At 40.0% G+C, this 18,758-nt stretch carries 13 protein-coding genes; 4 read left to right on the forward strand and 9 right to left on the reverse strand.

The window, feature by feature from the left end:
- Positions 1 to 86: 86 nt before the first annotated feature.
- On the reverse strand, positions 87 to 2,891 hold the full coding sequence (locus AAEU29_RS12135; protein ID WP_421973588.1) for a TonB-dependent receptor: 2,805 nt from the start codon (positions 2,889 to 2,891) through the stop codon (positions 87 to 89).
- A 245-nt stretch (positions 2,892 to 3,136) separates the two neighbouring features.
- Positions 3,137 to 4,339 (reverse strand): hypothetical protein, encoded by a 1,203-nt coding sequence (locus AAEU29_RS12140; protein ID WP_421973589.1) that lies wholly within the window; start codon positions 4,337 to 4,339, stop codon positions 3,137 to 3,139.
- Between the two features lie 164 nt (positions 4,340 to 4,503).
- Between AAEU29_RS12140 and AAEU29_RS12145 the strand changes: the two genes are divergently transcribed.
- Entirely contained in the window at positions 4,504 to 6,204 is a 1,701-nt protein-coding gene (locus AAEU29_RS12145; RefSeq protein ID WP_421973590.1) for an alkaline phosphatase family protein, read from the forward strand.
- Positions 6,205 to 6,256: 52 nt separating this feature from the next.
- Here AAEU29_RS12145 and AAEU29_RS12150 read toward each other — a convergent pair whose 3' ends face one another.
- A complete protein-coding gene (locus AAEU29_RS12150; protein ID WP_421973591.1) occupies positions 6,257 to 7,909 on the reverse strand; it encodes a methyl-accepting chemotaxis protein in 1,653 nt (550 codons plus the stop codon).
- Positions 7,910 to 8,030: 121 nt separating this feature from the next.
- Between AAEU29_RS12150 and AAEU29_RS12155 the strand changes: the two genes are divergently transcribed.
- Positions 8,031 to 8,897, forward strand: a complete 867-nt coding sequence (locus tag AAEU29_RS12155; RefSeq protein ID WP_421973592.1) for a patatin-like phospholipase family protein — start codon at positions 8,031 to 8,033, stop codon at positions 8,895 to 8,897.
- A 9-nt stretch (positions 8,898 to 8,906) separates the two neighbouring features.
- On the opposite strand, the gene AAEU29_RS12160 is transcribed toward AAEU29_RS12155, so the two are convergent.
- Genes AAEU29_RS12160 through AAEU29_RS12185 form a run of 6 tightly spaced genes read right to left on the reverse strand, consistent with a single transcriptional unit; the run spans position 8,907 to position 15,070 of the window.
- Positions 8,907 to 10,112 carry a hypothetical protein gene (locus tag AAEU29_RS12160; RefSeq protein WP_421973593.1) on the reverse strand — a complete coding sequence of 402 codons (1,206 nt, stop codon included), beginning with the start codon at positions 10,110 to 10,112 and terminating at the stop codon, positions 8,907 to 8,909.
- The gene (locus AAEU29_RS12165; protein WP_421973594.1) at positions 10,112 to 11,728 is read right to left on the reverse strand and encodes a VWA domain-containing protein; all 1,617 of its coding nucleotides are present in this window, start codon (positions 11,726 to 11,728) and stop codon (positions 10,112 to 10,114) included. The genes AAEU29_RS12160 and AAEU29_RS12165 overlap by 1 nt, the downstream gene beginning before the upstream one ends.
- Positions 11,721 to 12,701, reverse strand: coding sequence for a vWA domain-containing protein (locus AAEU29_RS12170; protein WP_421973595.1), 981 nt, complete (start codon positions 12,699 to 12,701; stop codon positions 11,721 to 11,723). The genes AAEU29_RS12165 and AAEU29_RS12170 overlap by 8 nt, the downstream gene beginning before the upstream one ends.
- Positions 12,694 to 13,146 (reverse strand): DUF4381 domain-containing protein, encoded by a 453-nt coding sequence (locus AAEU29_RS12175; protein ID WP_421973596.1) that lies wholly within the window; start codon positions 13,144 to 13,146, stop codon positions 12,694 to 12,696. Before AAEU29_RS12175 ends, AAEU29_RS12170 begins: the two co-directional genes overlap by 8 nt.
- Positions 13,147 to 13,152: 6 nt before the next feature.
- Positions 13,153 to 14,073 (reverse strand): DUF58 domain-containing protein, encoded by a 921-nt coding sequence (locus AAEU29_RS12180; protein WP_421973597.1) that lies wholly within the window; start codon positions 14,071 to 14,073, stop codon positions 13,153 to 13,155.
- 10 nt (positions 14,074 to 14,083) lie between these two features.
- Positions 14,084 to 15,070, reverse strand: a complete 987-nt coding sequence (locus tag AAEU29_RS12185; RefSeq protein ID WP_421973598.1) for an AAA family ATPase — start codon at positions 15,068 to 15,070, stop codon at positions 14,084 to 14,086.
- Positions 15,071 to 15,438: 368 nt separating this feature from the next.
- Here AAEU29_RS12185 and AAEU29_RS12190 point away from each other — a divergent pair, with 368 nt between their 5' ends.
- Both AAEU29_RS12190 and AAEU29_RS12195 read left to right on the forward strand, forming a co-directional pair.
- Positions 15,439 to 16,980, forward strand: coding sequence for an arylsulfatase (locus AAEU29_RS12190; protein WP_421973795.1), 1,542 nt, complete (start codon positions 15,439 to 15,441; stop codon positions 16,978 to 16,980).
- A gap of 57 nt (positions 16,981 to 17,037) precedes the next feature.
- Complete coding sequence (locus AAEU29_RS12195; protein ID WP_421973599.1) at positions 17,038 to 18,582, forward strand: arylsulfatase; 1,545 nt, start codon at positions 17,038 to 17,040, stop codon at positions 18,580 to 18,582.
- Positions 18,583 to 18,758: the final 176 nt, after the last annotated feature.

Consider the following 18,758-nt stretch of genomic DNA (forward strand, 5'->3'; position numbering starts at 1 on the left):
TGTAACTTGAGGGGTTAAGTTTGCACTGTGATGCACCCTTACCCCTGTTAGCTCGTTCGCGTTAAAAATGTTCGTTAGAACATTCGTTAAAAACGATAATTAAGGCCGAGCATGCCGCGAATACCGTAATATTCAACTTGCAATGGGCGACCTTGCTGACCTTGGTAATACATTAAGGGTTCGTTCGTTAAGTTATTAAGCTCAAGGTAAACCATGGCATCGTCATTAATTTGATACGAGGTAGTAAAATCAACGCTGGTATAGTCACCGTAGTAACTGTCGCTTTGTTTATCACTGCCGTGTTCTTCAATGTATTCGCCTTTGTGGTTCACAGCTAAGCGCGCAGCAAAGAAGGTGTTGTCGTAGTAAAGGGTAATGTTAAATAATTCATTGGCTTGGCGAGGGATGCTAACGACGTCATTGCGTTCTGGAATGGTCATTTCTGAATCCATAAAGGTCACATTTGCCATTACACCAAAGTTCTCAAGGTTTGGCGCAATAAAGCCAAAATCACGATTAAACGCAAGTTCTAATCCTATTAACGATGCATTGTCGCCATTTTCTGGGCGAATTAAATTAACGCCTTCACGGCCGTTGTAACTGCCAATGGAACTGCTTTGGAAAATAGGATCTTCAATATCTTTATAGAACGCGCCGGCTGACACTAAACCAAGGCGGTCAAAGTAATGTTCAAACATGACATCAATGTTGTTTGAATAGGTTGGGTCAAGTTCAGGGTTACCTGAAAACAGTTGGTTATCTGCTTCTAGGTAAGTTGCACCTGGCGATAATGAGCCAAAATCCGGACGGGCAAAGGTGCGCGTGAGTGCTAAACGCCAATTGGTCATATCACTCATTTTATAAGTGATATGGAGCGATGGCAGCACAGAGAGATAATCATTCTCGGCTTTACTTTCAACCACTTTGTCTTGATCGGCAAGGTAGGTAAAGCCCGATACTTCGGTATCGGTTTGGGTTAAACGCAGGCCACCAAGTATTTCGATTTGTGCATTTGCTTGCCATGTTGCCATACCGTAAATACTGGCATGTTGCTCGTTTACATCAAAGTTACGACCAAGGGCGCCACCATTTGAAATAAGCGCTGATTCACCAGCATCGAGCTTAAATTTATTGCGGTTTTGTGTCCAAAACTGTGCTAACGCATCCGTGGAAGCCACTTGAGAGAACTGGCTTGCGTAATCAATGCTGAGTTCGTTCAAGTAATCATTTCGACCTGGTTGGTCGCTTAACGCAAAGTCAGCAAGGGTAGGCGCATCGCCGTAGTTCTCACTATCCCATGCGTAAAATTCATCAGCAAATTCGGCAACGCGTTCTTTATCACGATACTTCAAACCGAATTTAAGTAATAAGCTGTTATCTAGTTGCCAGTCAAAATCACTGCTGAAAACGATTTTGTCTTTTTCATTAACGAATACTTTGTAGAGCTCTACCCATGCAAGCTTGGTATCGCTCGGTGACATTTGAAAGCCATTTGGCAAGTGGTTACTGATGGCATTCCATGGGTCACTGCCGCCGTCCACTTCGTTGTAGGCATAGTTTTTACCTGTGCCACGGTCTTCAAGGCCAACATAGCCAACGTTCTTTTGGTCAAAGCGTACAACAAAGTAACTGTTGTCTTCACCATTTGGCATATCGCCGTAGCGGAATTCATTTTCGTAACTCGACAGTGACCAAGAAAGTGTTTTATCAAAACCAAAATAATGTTCACCAGCAAGCTCACCGCCACGCATTTCGGTGATAAGTTCATTACGAATGTGCTGCACTTCAACGCGGTCTTTGTCAAAACGCATACGATGTTTGTAATGGGTTTCATCGTCGATTAAGGTACCGTACATTGCGCTTGCACTGACTTTACCCTGATCTAAGGTATACTCTAAAGAGCCATTTAAACCGTAGGTTTCGCGTGTGCCTGTATAGTCTCTAAGCTCTAAACGACGAATACCAATACCATCATTTCCGCGACGAGGTTCAAAGTTATCCGTCGCCCAATCACGTTTCCAAGCCGTGGCATTAATTAGATAACCGAGTTTGTCATCGGCGATACGGTCGCCATATAGCACACTCGCAGAGTAGTTAGTGCCTTCGGCAAGTTCATTTGCGCCCAGCGCGATATTGGTATTTAAAGTAAATTCGTCAGGGGCTTTTTTGGTAATGAAATTAACGTTACCACCAATTGCATCACCTTCCATATCCGGTGTGATGGCTTTAGATACTTCAACAAATTCAATAAGTTCACTTGGGAAAAAATCAAATGCGGTAGCGCGGCTGGTGGTTTCTTCTTCAGCGGTTGGTAAGCGATTGCCATTAATTGATGCTGAGCTCCATTGTGATGGTAAACCGCGCACAGCAACAAAGCGGCCTTCACCTTGGTCGCGCTCAATGGAAATACCTGGAATACGCTGTACTGCTTCTGCTGCATTTCGGTCTGGTAATTTGCCAATGCCGTCACTTGATATCACATTGATAATATTGCTTGCATTTTTTTGGCTGTTAGCTGCAGCCATTTCGCCACGTTGAATTTGACCAATCGCAACCACTTCTTCAATTTCATTGTTGGTGTTGTTTGCATTGAGGAAAATGGTTTCAAGTACTTTCATTTCATCATCTTTAACAGAAACGCTCAGTAACTTTGTTTGGTAACCCATATAATTAACTTCCAGTTGATACGTACCTGGTGTTAATTTAGGAAGTTCAAAGCGGCCATTAAAGTCGGTAACGGCACTGTTATTAGTACCAATGACTTTCACCATGGCACCTGGCAGTGTTGCATGTTGATCTTTTACAACACCTGTCAGTTTTGCTTCGGCGGCAAGAATGTGGGGGCTTGTTATCAGCAGTATACTGGCGGCAATACGCGATATATTTTTCATGTTAAGGCTTCTCAGTTAGTAAAATTATTATGGTCTAGACCAGAAACTAAGAAACAGTCTAACGAGGGTTTTTTACAAATCGGTTACGCTTGTGTGAAAAATAGAAATTATACTGGGTTTTTTATTTAATACATTGATTTTAAATGATATAAAATAAAGCAGTCACGAAGAGTATTGGTTGTAACTGCTTATTTGGAATTTGTTGAAGAGGCTTACAGCAAAGTGAAACAGCCTTATTAGATTTGCTATACCAGCAAGCTTGCGGGTCTTGGATTTGCTAGTAAATCGGCAAATACCTGCCAAACAGAGGTTTTATCTTGCATATTGGCATGTTTTTCAATGTAGGCTTTAACAATATCTTGGCCGAGGTTGTAATTAAGCACATAGGCACGGTTTGCTTTAATAAACCCTAAGCGCTGTGCTGCACGCTCTTTACTCACTAATGTGTATTTAACTAATAAATCGATTGCGTGTTGCTCTGATATTTCGCCATCGAGTAAACGTTTAGCGACCATATTGTCAGCATAAGAGAGTTTTTGCATTAGCGTTTGTACTTGATAGTAGCGCTCAGCCTTTGAGACATCGAGACCGGCAAGCACGAAGAGTACTTCTTTTTCAAAGGCCATGCGTTCATGCTTTGGAAAAACTACTTCAATTCCATAGTTAGCCGAGCCTTCAGCAAGAAGTGACATCGGGGAAAATAATGGATAAACACAATATTCCATCCAACCTTTTTCGTTTACAAGGTGTTTTTCCATCAATGAGTTAAACACATGGTGGCCGGGATAGCCTTCATGGGCAGCTAAATCGACCGCACGTGAAATATAAATCGGGAAGTCGGTATTCATTTGAATCAGGCTAAAGTTATCGCCTTTATACCAGTTATAGCCACTCCAAATTTGGTTTGTTACATACTCCAACTGAAAATTCTCGTTATCTGCAAGGGGAATATACTGTTTGGTAATCTCCCGTGAGCGCGCTACTGCGGCTTTAAATACGTCATCGAGTTTGTTTTTGGGGATTTCAAATTGCGCGTTAAATGCCACCATGCGTTCGCTCAAAGTACCGTCACCTGGCACTAGTTTTTCCAGTTCTAACAATACTTCATCAAATTCAGATTCTGTCTTATTTGGCGAAATGGCATCGTATAACGCAAGCGATTCATCATCGAAATTTGGTGCGTAGCCCGAAATTACATTTATAAAGGTCAGTATTGACTCACTTTGTTTTAATAAAAAGGTATGACGCAGTGAATCTAATTCACTTGGCGTTGTTTTTTTTAAGTTATCTACAAGCTCTGTAACCTGTTGTTGAATAGCTTCAAGCGGCTCTTTCGTTTTGGGTTGCCAGTCACTTGGGCCATAGTAAGCGTCAACATAGTCCGGGTGATGAAGGCCAATTGCCAGTACAAGTTTTACGTATTGCTCTGCAAGGGGATTTAATGACATCGCTAACTCATTTTGAACGTTAAAGAGGTTTGCATCTTAACGAATTTTAAAATTGTATACAATTAATGGAAGGGTAGTCGTAACTTAAATTACTGCAAATATTGCTATTACGCTTATCTCGCACTAAGGTGGCTAAATCACCTATTTTGCACAAGGAATAATCAGTGAAAAATACCCTACTTGTTGCCATCTCATTGCTTTGCAGTTTGCCTGTTACTGCACTTTATGCAGATAACCTAAAACAACCGCCAAAATTAATTGTGCAAATAACCGTTGATGCACTCAGAGGCGATTTACTAAACCGTTACCGCCATAACTTTGGCCCTAATGGTTTTAATTACCTCATCAATAATGGGGTTTATTATAAAAATGCACACTATCAACATGGCAATACCGAAACCATTGTTGGACATGCGTCACTTGCTACCGGTGCGCCGCCTTCGGTGCATGGCATGGTCGGTAATATTTGGTTTGATGAATCGCAATCGCGCATTGTTTATAACATTGAAGATGCTAATTACAATTTGCTGACGCAAGGGGCAGGTGTAAATAAAAAAACCGAAATTGATAGCACTCAAGCGGCGGCAAAATCACAAGGACGTTCACCATCAAATATTCGTGTATCAACCTTTTCAGATGAAGTTGTGATGGCAAGTGCAGGTATTGGTAAAGCATTTGCGGTTTCGGTTAAAGATAGAGGGGCTGTTGCGCTGGCTGGGCATTCAGGTAAAGCTTTTTGGTTTGATAAAGCAACGGGCACGTTTGTCACTAGTAATTATTATTATGAGACCTACCCAAGCTGGGTGATGGTTTGGAACAATCAGCAGTTACCCGCCAAATACAGTGGAACAGTTTGGCAGCCTAGCATTAAAAAAGACAATTTCACGCTTAACGATTTACAGCAAAAAAGTAAGCTTGATTTAGCTGGGTTTGGCAGTCAATTTCCACACCCTTATGGTAAAAAAGAGGACAAATACTTTACTACTAAGCTCACTCTCAGCCCAGCAGGCGATGAGCTCACTGCTGATTTTGCTAAAACACTGCTAGTCAAAGAAGATTTAGGCCAGGATAACATTACAGACTTCTTATCAGTCAGCTTTTCATCAAATGATTATGTGATTCATGTGTTTGGTCCTTCATCGCAAGAAGCAGAAGATAATCTAGTGAGGCTTGATCGCACCTTAGCTGAATTCTTTAAGCAGCTTGATAACCAGGTTGGGTTAGAAAATACCTTAATTGTACTTTCTGCGGATCATGGTGCACCTGAAAGTGCGGATTATGCGCATACTTTGGGTATTGATCATGCCAGTTATTTTGCAATTGATACGCTTATTAATGACGACATTAAATTGGCTGTTAAAAAGCGCTTTGGTCTGACAGATAAAGTATTTCGCACCTATGCACATCCTTATGTGTATTTAGATAAAGATTATATTGCTAGTAAAAATATAAAACTGGCTGATGTACAAACCTTCATTGCAAGTCTTATACGAAAGCAGCAGGGCGTTTATGCAGCATATGCCGAAACCGACATTTTACGAAATCAATTAGCGCCTTCGCGAATAGCACGTTTGGTATCGAATAATCATTTTGACGGTCGTTCAGGTGATATCTATATCGTGCTCAATGAACGAGGTTATGTGAATGATTTTGATGGCTTAACAGTATCATCAACACATGGCTCAGTGTGGCAGCACGATACTCATGTGCCGATTATTTTTGCGGGTTATGGCATAAAGCAAAAAGCGATATACCGCGCTGTAACCCCTTATGATATTGCACCTACATTAGCGCTTAGCGCAAATACCACTATACCCAGTGGTGCAGTAGGAGAGGCGCTTGTTGAAGTATTAACGGGGAAATAGAGACTTTTTCAAATAAAAAAGGGCTTGGCAGCAACGCCAAGCCCTTTTGAGATTACACTTTAAATTGAGCCACTTGATTTTTAAGTTCACTGGCGAGGGCTGCTAATTCAGTACTTGCACTACTCGTACTGGCTGCTTCTTGTGCTGTATTATCTGAAATGGTCGAAATATTCACAACATTTCGATTTATTTCTTCATTCACACTGGTTTGCTCCTCAGCTGCTGTGGCTATTTGCGCTGCCATGTCATTAATAGTTGCAACTGCTGTTGTGATTAAATCTAACGCTTCACCAGCTTGAGATGCGTTGGCAACGCTGTTTTCTGCTTGTTGCTTGCTTTGCTCCATTAGTAGTACAGCATCTTTACTGCCACTTTGTAAGCTTTCAATCATTTGCTGAATTTCTTGAATAGAGCTTTCGGTACGAGATGCGAGTGAACGCACTTCATCTGCTACAACCGCAAACCCACGGCCCTGTTCACCTGCGCGAGCTGCTTCAATCGCTGCATTGAGTGCTAATAAGTTTGTTTGTTCAGCAATGCCGCGAATAACGTCGAGCACACGGCCAATTTCTTGGCTATCGTTTGATAGTTTATCAATTGAAAGGGATGCAGTATCAATTTGTTGTGCAAGCTTATCAATACTCGCAACGGTTGATGCAACCACTTGTTGGCCGTTTTCAGCTTGATTATTTGCATCTATTGCACCTGATGCTGTGTCAGCTGCATTACGCGATACTTCATTGGCAGTAATTGCCATTTCGTTCATGGCCGTTGCGACCATATCGGTTTCTTGTCGTTGTTCAGTTATAAGTGAGCTGGTGTTTTCACTAGATTGCGCCAACATATTAGACGCTTGATGCACTTGCTCACTTGCATAAACCACTTGCTGTAGGGTTTTGTGAAAATTGTCAATTAAAGTGTCAAAGGCGTGGCTAACAGCACCTAGCTCATCTCGTGATACAAGGTTGGTACGTTTTGTTAAATCGTTTGAAGATGAGATTTGATTGATTGATTCACGTAATGTAAGTAATGGGCTGATAATGTTTTTGGTAATTATCCAGCTTAAAAAAGCGGCGATAATAGTGACGATAACTGCAAAGTAAATTGATGCAGAGACGGAAGATTCGATGCTTTCTGAAGTACTTTTTTCAATGATTCTTTGCTTGCTATCAATTAAGTCATCAAGCGCTGTGAACTCTTCTCTAGCAGTTGCGGCTAATGGGCTTAAGTCTGATTTGTATTTCTGCCATGCGGTAGTAAGTTCTTGTTTGGATGAATCAGCCGATAATGATTGCAACAACTGCAAACTTTGATCTAAAAAACGTGTGGTTGAGGTTTTAGATTGCCTGATCATTTGAGCAAGGCGATTGTCGATATTTGGGTCTTTTGCTTGAATAGTTTCAAGAGAATCAAATAAAGTTTTAATATTATTGATTCTGTCACGCATTTTACTCATGTTTTCATGGTAGTTGTCGCCAAGCATTATGCTGCGATTTAAACGAGAAACATAATTAGTGTCACGATTGATTTCAAGTGTAGTTACTTCCAGTGCCACCGAAACTTCACTGTATTTTTTAAAGTTTTCATTAATCGTTGATAGCTTATAAATTTCAAAAGAAGCAAATAAAATCAAAGCTAACAGTAAGGTGCCTGAAAGAATATTTATTTTATTTCGAACAGAAATATTTGAAATCAATGTGCTCATATACGCGATCCATGGGTTATAAGTATTATTTATGCTAAGTAACAAGTTTAGCCTAGCTTATTGTATCGACATATTATCTAAAGTATTAATAGTAAAAGATGGAATTAATTGATAAATCGCAATGAATAAAAAGATTTCCCTTATTTTAGGCAGCGGTGGTGCTCGCGGTCTTGCACATATTGGTGTTATTAATGCGCTAGATGAGCATAACTTCGAAATTTGTTCGATATCAGGGTGTTCAATTGGTGCGCTAATTGGCGGAATTTATGCTGCAGGTAAATTACCTGAGTTTGAGAAATGGATATTAACTATTGATAAGTACGATATTGTGTCGTTACTTGATCTTGCATGGGGCAATAATGGCTTAGTAAAAGGCGATAAAATTATCAATACCTTAAAAACCATGGTTGATGATCTTACTATTGAAGAGCTTCCTATCGCATATACTGCAGTTGCCGCTGATATTCTTAATGGCAAAGAAGTATGGCTTAACTCTGGTCCATTATTTGATGCGATAAGGGCCTCTATTTCTCTGCCGCTTTTCTTTACACCCGTTGAAAGAAACGGGAAAGTATTAATTGATGGTGGGGTGCTTAACCCAGTACCCATTGCACCTACCTTTAACGATGACACAGATCTGAAATTAGCTGTCAATTTAGGCAGTGAACTAGCAATGCCTCCGGAGCCTATCGAGAAGCCTTTATCCCACAGTGAAAGTTCGGCAATTTCACGATTTATTGCCTCCTTAAAATTTGATAAAGAAGAGAAAGAAGTTAATAAGCTGGGAGCATATGAAGTGGCGGACAAAGCCTTCGACGCTATGCAATCGCATTTAGCAGCAGCTAAATTGGCAGCATACCCTCCTGATGTACTGGTTGAAATTAGTCGCACTGCCTGCGGTACCTTGGAATTTGATAAAGCGGCAGAAATGATAGCGCTTGGGTATAAAACCTGTATTAAAGCTTTAAAAGATAATTACCTTATTTAAATTGCGGGACTATGGGTTTAATGAGTTTAAGCGAGCTTTATTAGTGTTAGCAGCTTGCTTTAAGCGAAGTCGTAACTGCATAAAGTGTTTGTCTAACTGGTCTGGATGTTTATTAAAATAACGCGCTTCATCCAATGCTGTTTGAAACAGCACAGCATTTTGCGAAACTAAGCTATTTTCTTCAATCTCTTTTTGCCAATGATTTTGCCACGCAAAATAAAGATCATAGGCATCAACTGGGTTTTGTTTTAATGTTTTACGCGTTTTATGAAAGAGATACCATTCTGAGTTTTTAATTAAACAAAGTGTACTTAAATATAAACTTAACAATTGTTTTCTGCTAACAAATACAATTATTAATAATGAAATAATCACTAGGCTTAAAGCCCATTTTTGTTGTTTAGTCAGCGGCGCTTTTTTTACAACCAAATGATGTTTTTTACTGGATACCGTTTTAATACTGTCGCTGCTTGGTTGATAGTAGCGAATTTCAATGTTTTCGAATTTGCTATCGCCAGTTTGCAGTAACATAATATTTTGAGATTGGGTTACTGTGCTTAAAAGTTCGCCTTTACGAGCGTTCAGATTATCATCTACATGATTTGACATAGTGTAACGTTTCAAACTAGGTGTTGATCCATCACTCAATAAAGGTGGAATAAAAAGCCCCGAAGTACCGCTAACTTTTACTGTTACTTTACGGGTTAACACACTGCCTTTTATAAGTGGTTCAGGTGCTTGTACCACATCTTCTAAAATGATGTCTTCTGCAATAATAAGCGGAACTAACTGCTTTGCTACTTTAGGTATAACTGCTTGAATTTGCACTTGTTGTGGCGGGATTTTATGCGTTAAATTTTGTTTGTTTTCGCCCATGTAATGTACCGTTATTGCAGGTATGGTGATGCTATAATTACCTGCTGCCATCGGAACAACCGCATACTCCTTCATCACCCCAGACCACGTAGTGCCATTTACTTTATTGGATATCGGGTATGCACTTTTATTTGTATTTACACTAATGAGATTAACGGCATCAATTTCATTGAAATAAAGCGGTTTTGTAAGCCATGTTGGGACAAGTACTGAAACTTTAATATAGTTAACCTGCCCAACAATTTGCTTTTTTTGCGATAGCGTGACCGTGACATTCAAAGTGGATGCATATGTGCAAGATACAAATGAAAGTAAAAAAACACTGAGTAAAACGCGCATTACTTACTTCCTTGTGGTTTGTTTAGATCATTTGCAAACTTAGTCGCGAGGAATTCCGCCATATCTGTATTCACTGAGCGCATCCACTGCTCTTTGGCATCTTGTGAAAGCGTATCTGATACCTGATACTCAACAAATTCACCCTCACTTGGCTTTGCTAATTTTGTTGGTTCGTTATCAATTGCAATATTTTGTTCAAGATCCTCATTGCCAGCTTGTGCAATTACTAACTGATATGCTTGTTTTGCAATGGCAAGATTATGTTTGGCATCGTGATGATTTGGAGATGTGGCTAGTACTTGCTCAAATGCTTGAATAGCAAGTAAGTATTGATGTCCTTTGAGTAAGGCTGTGGCGCGATTATAAAAACCTTCGGTGGTGCCAAGTGTGGCATAAAGTTCAGCCGCTTTTAGATAATTCCCATTTTCGTAATAGGCATTTGCCTGCCACTTAGGATCTGTGAAAAGCTGGGCTGCTTTTTCGTAGTTATGTTGTTTAAACGCAATTATGCCTTGCTGATCTTTTGTGAAAAACCAATCAAGGGGATTTGCTATGCTTTGAGGCGCAAAACTAATTAAACCAATAGCGATGAAAACTAAAGGTAAATTTGTGATTGTCTGTTTTTGATTAGACAGAACAGATGTCCAGCCTTTTCGGAACCACAAAAGCACTAGCAGCAAAATAATTAAGCTTACATGCCACGCCATATCTTCGTACTCAGTTGCATTGCTGTGCTGAAATTGCGCGTAATTTTGGTCTGCTAAACGATTTATAGAAACAACATCCTTGTTATTAATCGAAACAGAAACGGTGTTAATAAAGTCAATGTAGTCAATGTAGTCAATGTTGAAGTTGTTTGGTTTATGGATTAACGGTTGGCCTCGTGTATTTATAAGTAAATTGCCTGTTTCATCAGTTACTACGCCGCCTTTTTCTGTTGCAAATTGCCACCAAATGAAAGATGTTTTTAAATTGTTTAATGTGGTGAGTTCAGTCTCAGAAATGCTATCAGCCAGTACTAAGATACTACCTCCAAGTGGTGTTACTTCCTCTCTAGCAAGTTTAACCGCAGTTGCTAAATCATCATTTGAAATTGATTGGTTGTTAGGCATTAACTCAGAGCTTAATGCGTCAATAAAAGGATCAAATACTCGGTTGTCAGAAGTAAGAGGCAACACACGATGTGTACTACTGGCATACACAATTAAACTGTGCTTTGCGCCGCTTCTTAACGCTAATAAATCTTTTATTTTCAATTTTGCATAGCTGATACGACTTGGTGAAAAATCGTTAGCATTCATCGATTGGCTAAGTTTTAAAACAATCGCTAATGGTGCATGGTTGTTTACATTGTTATTTAAAGGGCGCCAAGTAGGCCCTGCACAAGCAATACTCAGTAAAATGCCAAGCAGCATCGTAAAATCAATAGGCTTAATTTTGTCATGCCAAGTGTGTTGTGGTGTGAGTGCATGTTTTAAATGGCTTGCAATCACGTTGTCGTTTTGCTGTTTTAGGTAGGCATGTTTTCTAATAATGCGAGCTAAAAAAAAGACTAGTGGGATTGCCAATAAATAGTAGGGTCGCAAAAAATGAAAAGCCAAAATAAGATCAACCATCTGCCTTCCTTAAGTTACCAGCGTGCAAAGAGAGAGCGATAAGATAGATTAGCAATGCAAACAAAAGTGGCAGATGCACTAAACTAGTATGCTTTTGTGGTTGTGGTGAGTCGCTTTCTGAGAGGGTGATTTTATCTATTTCACTGTAAATACGCTGCAATTCTGCTTGGTTAATTGCACGATAAAATTGCCCTCCCGTTATATCGGCAATGTTTGCAAGTGTGTCAAAATCAACTTTGTATTGTCCTTCACCATGTTCATCTCCAATGCCTATGGTAAAAATTTTAAGTTGCTCAGTTTTAGCAATATGTGCGGCGTTAATAGGCGACATTCTTGAACCAGTATCGGCACCATCGGTCAATAAAATCAGCGCTTTGTCTGTTACTTTTGATTCTTCAAACGATTTAAGAGCAAGTCCTATCGCATCTCCAATTGCAGTATGCGGCCCGGCCATTGCAACACTGGAATCTGCGAGTATTTGCTCTGCGATATTTAAATCTTCAGTAAATGGCACTTGCAGATACGCACGAGTACCAAACACAATTAAACCAATCCTGTCATTATTGCGTGTGTTAATAAAGTCAGAGACTACGTTTTTTACTGCATCTAAACGCCTAATCGGTGTTTGAGTATTGTTATTAAAGTCTTGCTCATCCATAGAGCCAGATAAATCAATCGCAAGCATAATATCGCGACTCATAATACGTTTATTTACTTCAGCCTCTAATATCACGGGTTTCGTGGCTGCAATGACGCAACAAAGCCAAACTATTGATGCGAATAATATATCCAATTTAGCTTTGCTATGAACTTGGCTGCCACTACTAATGTGTGCTTGAGCAGCGTGTGCTGCAAGCTTAAAAAAAGGAATACGATAAGCTAGGGCTTTTTGGCGGTACTCTGGCAATAGTTGATAACAAAGGTAAGGTAGTGGCAAGAGTATTAATAGCCATGGGTAGGTTAAATCAATCATTAGCCACCTCATAACAATTTAGCCAGTCAATGGCAGTTTGCTTTAGCTTATCTAACTCGTTTTTTTGGTAGTGATTAAAGTTTTTAAAGTGCGCAATACCCGTTGCTTGTTGATTTAAAAATGCAGCCCAATCGTCACCTGTCAGTGAGGCAATGTCGGCTCGTTGGTAATCATAAAGCGCACAACGTTTTAAAATACTGCTTATTGTGAGTGCTGTGAAATCAACCGAAAGCGTATTAATTAGTTCAATAGCATAAAAACGATGCTGTCTTTTAATAAATCGACGGTGGGTGAGCCATTTTTTCAAAAAATAAACGACCAATACTAAAATCGGCACAGCTAACCAACCTAATGTTTGTGGGTACCAGCTGATAGGCTCCGGTTGAGATACAGGAGTGATTAACGCCATTAGTTGATAAAGTTCTAAGCCTGCTAAATCGTCCATAAAATGCTATCGGGCTAACGCCTGTTTAAGTTGTTCAAAGCTATCTAGACTGGCACAAAACGGAATAACCGTAATGTTTGGCCGATTTTGCCAGCTTTTGATTTGTGCTACGCGGTCTAAAAATACTGCATTTAACGCGTTATGTGTTTTTTCATTAAACGTATTTAACAGCATTTGTGAATCACCATTGCTCACATTTAAACGCATGTTTTTTGGCAATGATTGCGTTAGGCTGTCGGTGATAAGGCACAATATAACGCTATTGTGATTGGCAATTTGACTAAGGTATTGCTCGGTTGTCTCATCAACTTCAGAAAAATCACTTAAAACTACAACAATTTGGTCATGGCTTATCAAACGCTGAGCTGCTTGTAGAGGCGTATTTAGGTGCATAACGGCTTCGGTATTTTTGCAGTTCACGTTAAGCTGGCAGTTAAATTCACTTAATAGTGAAACAAACTGCTCAATTGCAGCAGGGCGTTTAGAAGGTTTTAGACTGGTAACGGTGTGATCATTAAAAATAACCCCGCCAATACGATCGCCTTGTGCAACCAAACTGTAAGCAATTAATGTTGCAAGCTCACTTGCTGTAACCGATTTCATATTATGTTTTGAGCCAAAAAACATCGAAAGCCGTTGATCCACAATTAGCAGCGCAGATTTGTCTTTTTCTTCACTATAGACCCGAATATGTGGCTTACCGGTGCGCGCTGTAACTCGCCAATCAATAGTGCGAACATCATCCCCAGCCCGATAATCACGCAGCTCTTCAAAACTTAAGCCACGACCACGGATCCGCGAGCTATGCCGACCCGATAGTACACTTTTGCTGTGTTGGCGACCCAAAAAATGAATGCTTTTTGCCTTGCTCTGCAAACTTTTTAAATGCATGAAATCAGTATGAATACGCGGATCTAACTTATTCATTTTATTATCTCTAGGGCAGTGCAACGAGAGATATAATTTTATCGATAACGTCATCACTTGATATCGCCATTCCTTGCGCTTGATAACTGAGTGTAATGCGATGGCGCAAAACATCATGAGCGATGGCGCGAATGTCCTCAGGTAGAACATGGTCACGTTGGTTGAGCCATGCATGGGTGCGAGCACATTTATCTAATGCAATGGACGCTCTAGGCGAAGCACCGATATCGATCCAGCTTGCTAATGTGTCATCGTACTTATTTGGGTATCGCGTGGCATCTACAAGGTCGGCCATGTAGTGCGTCATTTCGTTGATTACCAAAATATTAGCGATTTCTTCTCTAGCTGAAAAAATAGCGTCTTGACTAATTTTTTTAGTTACTTCATTCAGAGAATTATTACTTGTTATAAGGGCGTGCTGTTCCTCTTTTCTGACTAATTCGATAATGGCAACTTCATGTTCAATGGCAGGGTAATTTATTATTACATGCATTAAAAAGCGATCCATTTGTGCTTCAGGTAAAGGGTAGGTGCCTTCTTGCTCTACTGGGTTTTGGGTTGCTAACACCATGAAAAGCGGCGGCATTTTATGAGTTTTACCTGAAACTGTGATTTGTTTCTCTTCCATCGCTTCAAGTAATGCTGATTGTACTTTTGCAGGAGCGCGGTTTATTTCATCGGCAAGCACGATATTGGCAAACAAAGGGCCTTTATCAAATTTAAATTCTCCGCCTGTATTTGTTTGAAAGTAAATTTCAGAACCAGTGATATCTGAAGGTAATAAATCAGGAGTGAATTGAATGCGGCTAAATTGGCTATCAAGATGATTGGCAAGGGATTTTATGGCACGGGTTTTAGCAAGACCAGGCAAACCTTCAATGAGTAAATTGCCCCCCGCAAGTAAACCAATAATTAACCGTTCAACCACCTTATTTTGGCCAATAATACTTGATGCAACTGCGGCTTGTAATTGCGCAATTTGACTATGGCAATTCATATTCAACTCCTTGAAAGCTTACGCTTAAACTAATGTGCAATAAATAATCATTATTTTCCACTGTTTTGATGATTTTATTTGCAGTTAAATCCATAACTTAAGAAGCCCTTAAAGGGTTCTTTTAATGCGCTACTACAATCTTTATGAAATAAAACAGCGTTTATTTATCAATCTATTAGCAATATCTATAGACTTCGGTTAGATTATTTTTAGGGGCAGTATAGATTTTTAATTTCTACCTGTACGCAATAGCTATTTTTAAGTAGCGGGTTAAGTTGTCGACACTACATGCTAGGGAATGCAGGTGCTTACACATCATCTTTAAGGAGATAAACGTGTTGTCATTACGAACGAAAACCAAAAAACTAATGCTTGGCGTCACTTTTGCGTTTGGCTGTTTAGGAGCGCAGGCGGCGGATAAACCCAACTTTTTAGTAATTTGGGGAGATGATATTGGTGTACACAATATCAGTAAATATAACCATGGCATTATGGGTTATAAAACGCCTAATATCGATAGAATCGCCAATGAAGGCGCGATGTTTACCGATTCATATGCACAGCAGTCTTGTACCGCAGGACGCGCGTCATTTGTTTTGGGTCAGCATCCATTTCGTACCGGCTTACTCACAATTGGTATGCCTGGTTCTGATCATGGTATTCCTGATTGGGCGCCAACCATTGCTGACCTTTTAAAAGATAAAGGTTATGTGTCTGGCCAATTTGGCAAAAATCATTTAGGCGATCAAGACAAACACCTACCTACTGCCCACGGTTTCGATGAGTTTTTTGGTAACCTCTACCACTTAAATGCAGAAGAAGAGCCAGAAGGTTATTACTATCCTAAAGACCCTGAATTTCGAAAAAAATACGGTCCTCGCGGTGTGTTAAAAGCCACTGCTGACGGCAAAATTGAAGACACAGGCCCACTGACTAAAAAGCGCATGGAAACCGCAGATGATGAGTTTCTTGCGGCAGGTTTAGATTTTATGGAGCGTGCGGTCAAACAGAAGAAACCGTTTTTTATGTGGATGAATACATCCCGCATGCACGTGTGGACACACCTTAAAGAAGAGTCTGTGGGTGTGACGGGCAAAGGCCTGTATCCAGATGGCATGGTTGAGCACGATAAAGCTGTTGGTGTTCTACTCGATAAATTAGATGAGCTAAAAATTGCTGACAACACTGTGGTTGTTTACTCAACAGATAACGGTGCAGAAACTATTTCTTGGCCGGATGGTGGAACCACGCCTTTCCATGGTGAAAAAGGCACTACATGGGAAGGAGGTTTTAGGATCCCATTAATGGTGCGTTGGCCAGGCGTTATAAAACCAAACACTATTTATAATGACATCATTTCTCATGAAGATTGGATGCCAACACTGCTTGCAGCTGCTGGTGAGCCGGATCTAGTTGCTAAATTAAAAAAAGGATATCGCGCCAATGGTAAAAAATGGAAAGTACATTTAGATGGTTTTAATTTTTTACCGTACTTTCAAGGAAAAGCCGATAAAGGACCGCGTGATTCTATTTATTATTTTGGTGCAACGGGTGAACTTAACGCGGTGCGTTGGAATGATTGGAAAATTCACTTTGCGACATTACAAGGTGGTATAAATACTGCTGTACGTGAAACACCTGCGTGGCCATTAATTATTAATTTGCGTGAAGACCCTTACCAAAAAGGAGCGCTTGAATCTGCAATGTATTTAAAGTGGTATGCTGAAAATACCATGTGGTTGTTTGTACCAGTACAAGAAAAAGTTATGGGTTTCTTATCCACAATTCCTGAATATCCCTTCCAAGCAGGTTCTAGTTTGACTGCGAGTAATATTAGCTATCAAACATTTGCTGTGAAAGACGCCATGAAGCGTTTGAAAATGTTAGAAACAATGGCACCAAGAAATTAATTTTTGAATGTAACGCCGACCCCTACGGCGTTACTTTTTTAATACATAGGAAATGTTATGACAAAAATTACGTCACACTTTAAAAAGTGCCTTGTTGCACTGTCGCTTTCGACCGTTGCTATCACGGCGAATGCGGCTGAAAAGCCAAATATTGTGGTAGTTTGGGGTGATGATATTGGTCAATCTAATATCAGTGCTTACACTCGTGGTTTAGTTGGCTATACCACACCAAACATCGACAGAATTGCTAACGAAGGTATGATTTTTACAGATTACTACGGTGAACAAAGTTGCACTGCCGGTCGCTCTTCTTTTATTACTGGTCAATCCGTATTTAGAACGGGCTTATCTAAAGTAGGTTTACCTGGGGCTGAGCTTGGTCTTAGAAAAGAAGACCCTACCATTGCGACTTTGTTAAAGTCGAAAGGCTATGCGACAGGGCAATTTGGTAAAAATCACTTAGGCGACCGTGATGAACATTTACCAACAGCGCATGGCTTTGACGAGTTTTTTGGTAATTTGTATCACTTAAATGCCGAAGAAGAACCTGAAAATGTTGATTACCCGAAGGATCCTGAATTTAGAAAAAAATACGGACCTCGTGGAGTTATTAAATCATCAGCAGATGGCAAAATTGAAGATACAGGACCGCTGACCAAAAAACGTATGGAAACAGTGGATGATGAAGCGACTGCTGCTGCAATTGATTTTATGCAGCGTCAAGTTAAGAAGAAAAAGCCATTCTTTATGTGGTGGAACGCTACGCGCATGCACTTCCGTACGCACATTAAACCAGAAAGCAAAGGAATTTCAGGCCAAAACTTTTATGGTGATGGCATGGTGGAACATGATAACCACGTTGGTCAGATTTTAGATGAAATCGATAAGTTAGGTATTAAAGATAATACTATCGTATTTTATTCTACAGATAATGGCCCGCACTTAAATACTTGGCCTGATGCTGCAGCAACGCCTTTCCGTGGTGAAAAGAACACAAACTGGGAAGGGGGTTGGCGTGTGCCTGCCATGGTGCGCTGGCCGGGTAAAATCAAGCCGGGTTCAGTTTCGAACGAAATTATGCACCATATGGATTGGATGCCAACATTACTCGCTGCTGCTGGGGATTCTAAGGTTAAAAACGACCTATTAAAAGGTAAGCGTCTTGGCAGCATGAATTATAAGGTGCACTTAGATGGTTACAACTTCTTACCACATTTGACGGGTAAAGAGAAAAAAGGACCACGTAAAGAGATTTTCTATTTTTCAGATGATGGTGATTTAACCGCACTACGTTATGAAGATTGGAAATTTATTTTTATGGAACAACGAGAAACTGGGACATTAAATATTTGGGCTGAACCTTTTATTCCATTACGTATTCCACGTATTTTAAATTTACGTCGCGATCCTTATGAAATTGCACCAATAACCTCAAATACGTATTACGATTGGATGATCGATCGCGCTTATATGTTAGTGCCAGTGCAAGATTATGTTGCCAAATTCTTAGGTACATTCAAAGAGTATCCACCAAGACAAAAGGCAGCGAGCTTTAGCCTTGATCAAGTTATGGAAAAATTAACTACGCCTGTTAATAATTAATTTATTCAGGATGTTAGGTAAGCTTTCTGTTGTTTGAAAGCTTACCTATATTGTTAATGATTTGTTTGAAATAAGATCATTTATTTCTTTTGAAGATGCGATTTCTGTTTTACACTGTATTAATGAAACAACAGCAGTGACAGCTCGTTTGTTTACTTTTTCTTTTACGAATGGAT

The sequence above is a fragment of the Pseudoalteromonas aquimarina genome (genome assembly GCF_049257255.1).
Classification (GTDB): domain Bacteria; phylum Pseudomonadota; class Gammaproteobacteria; order Enterobacterales; family Alteromonadaceae; genus Pseudoalteromonas.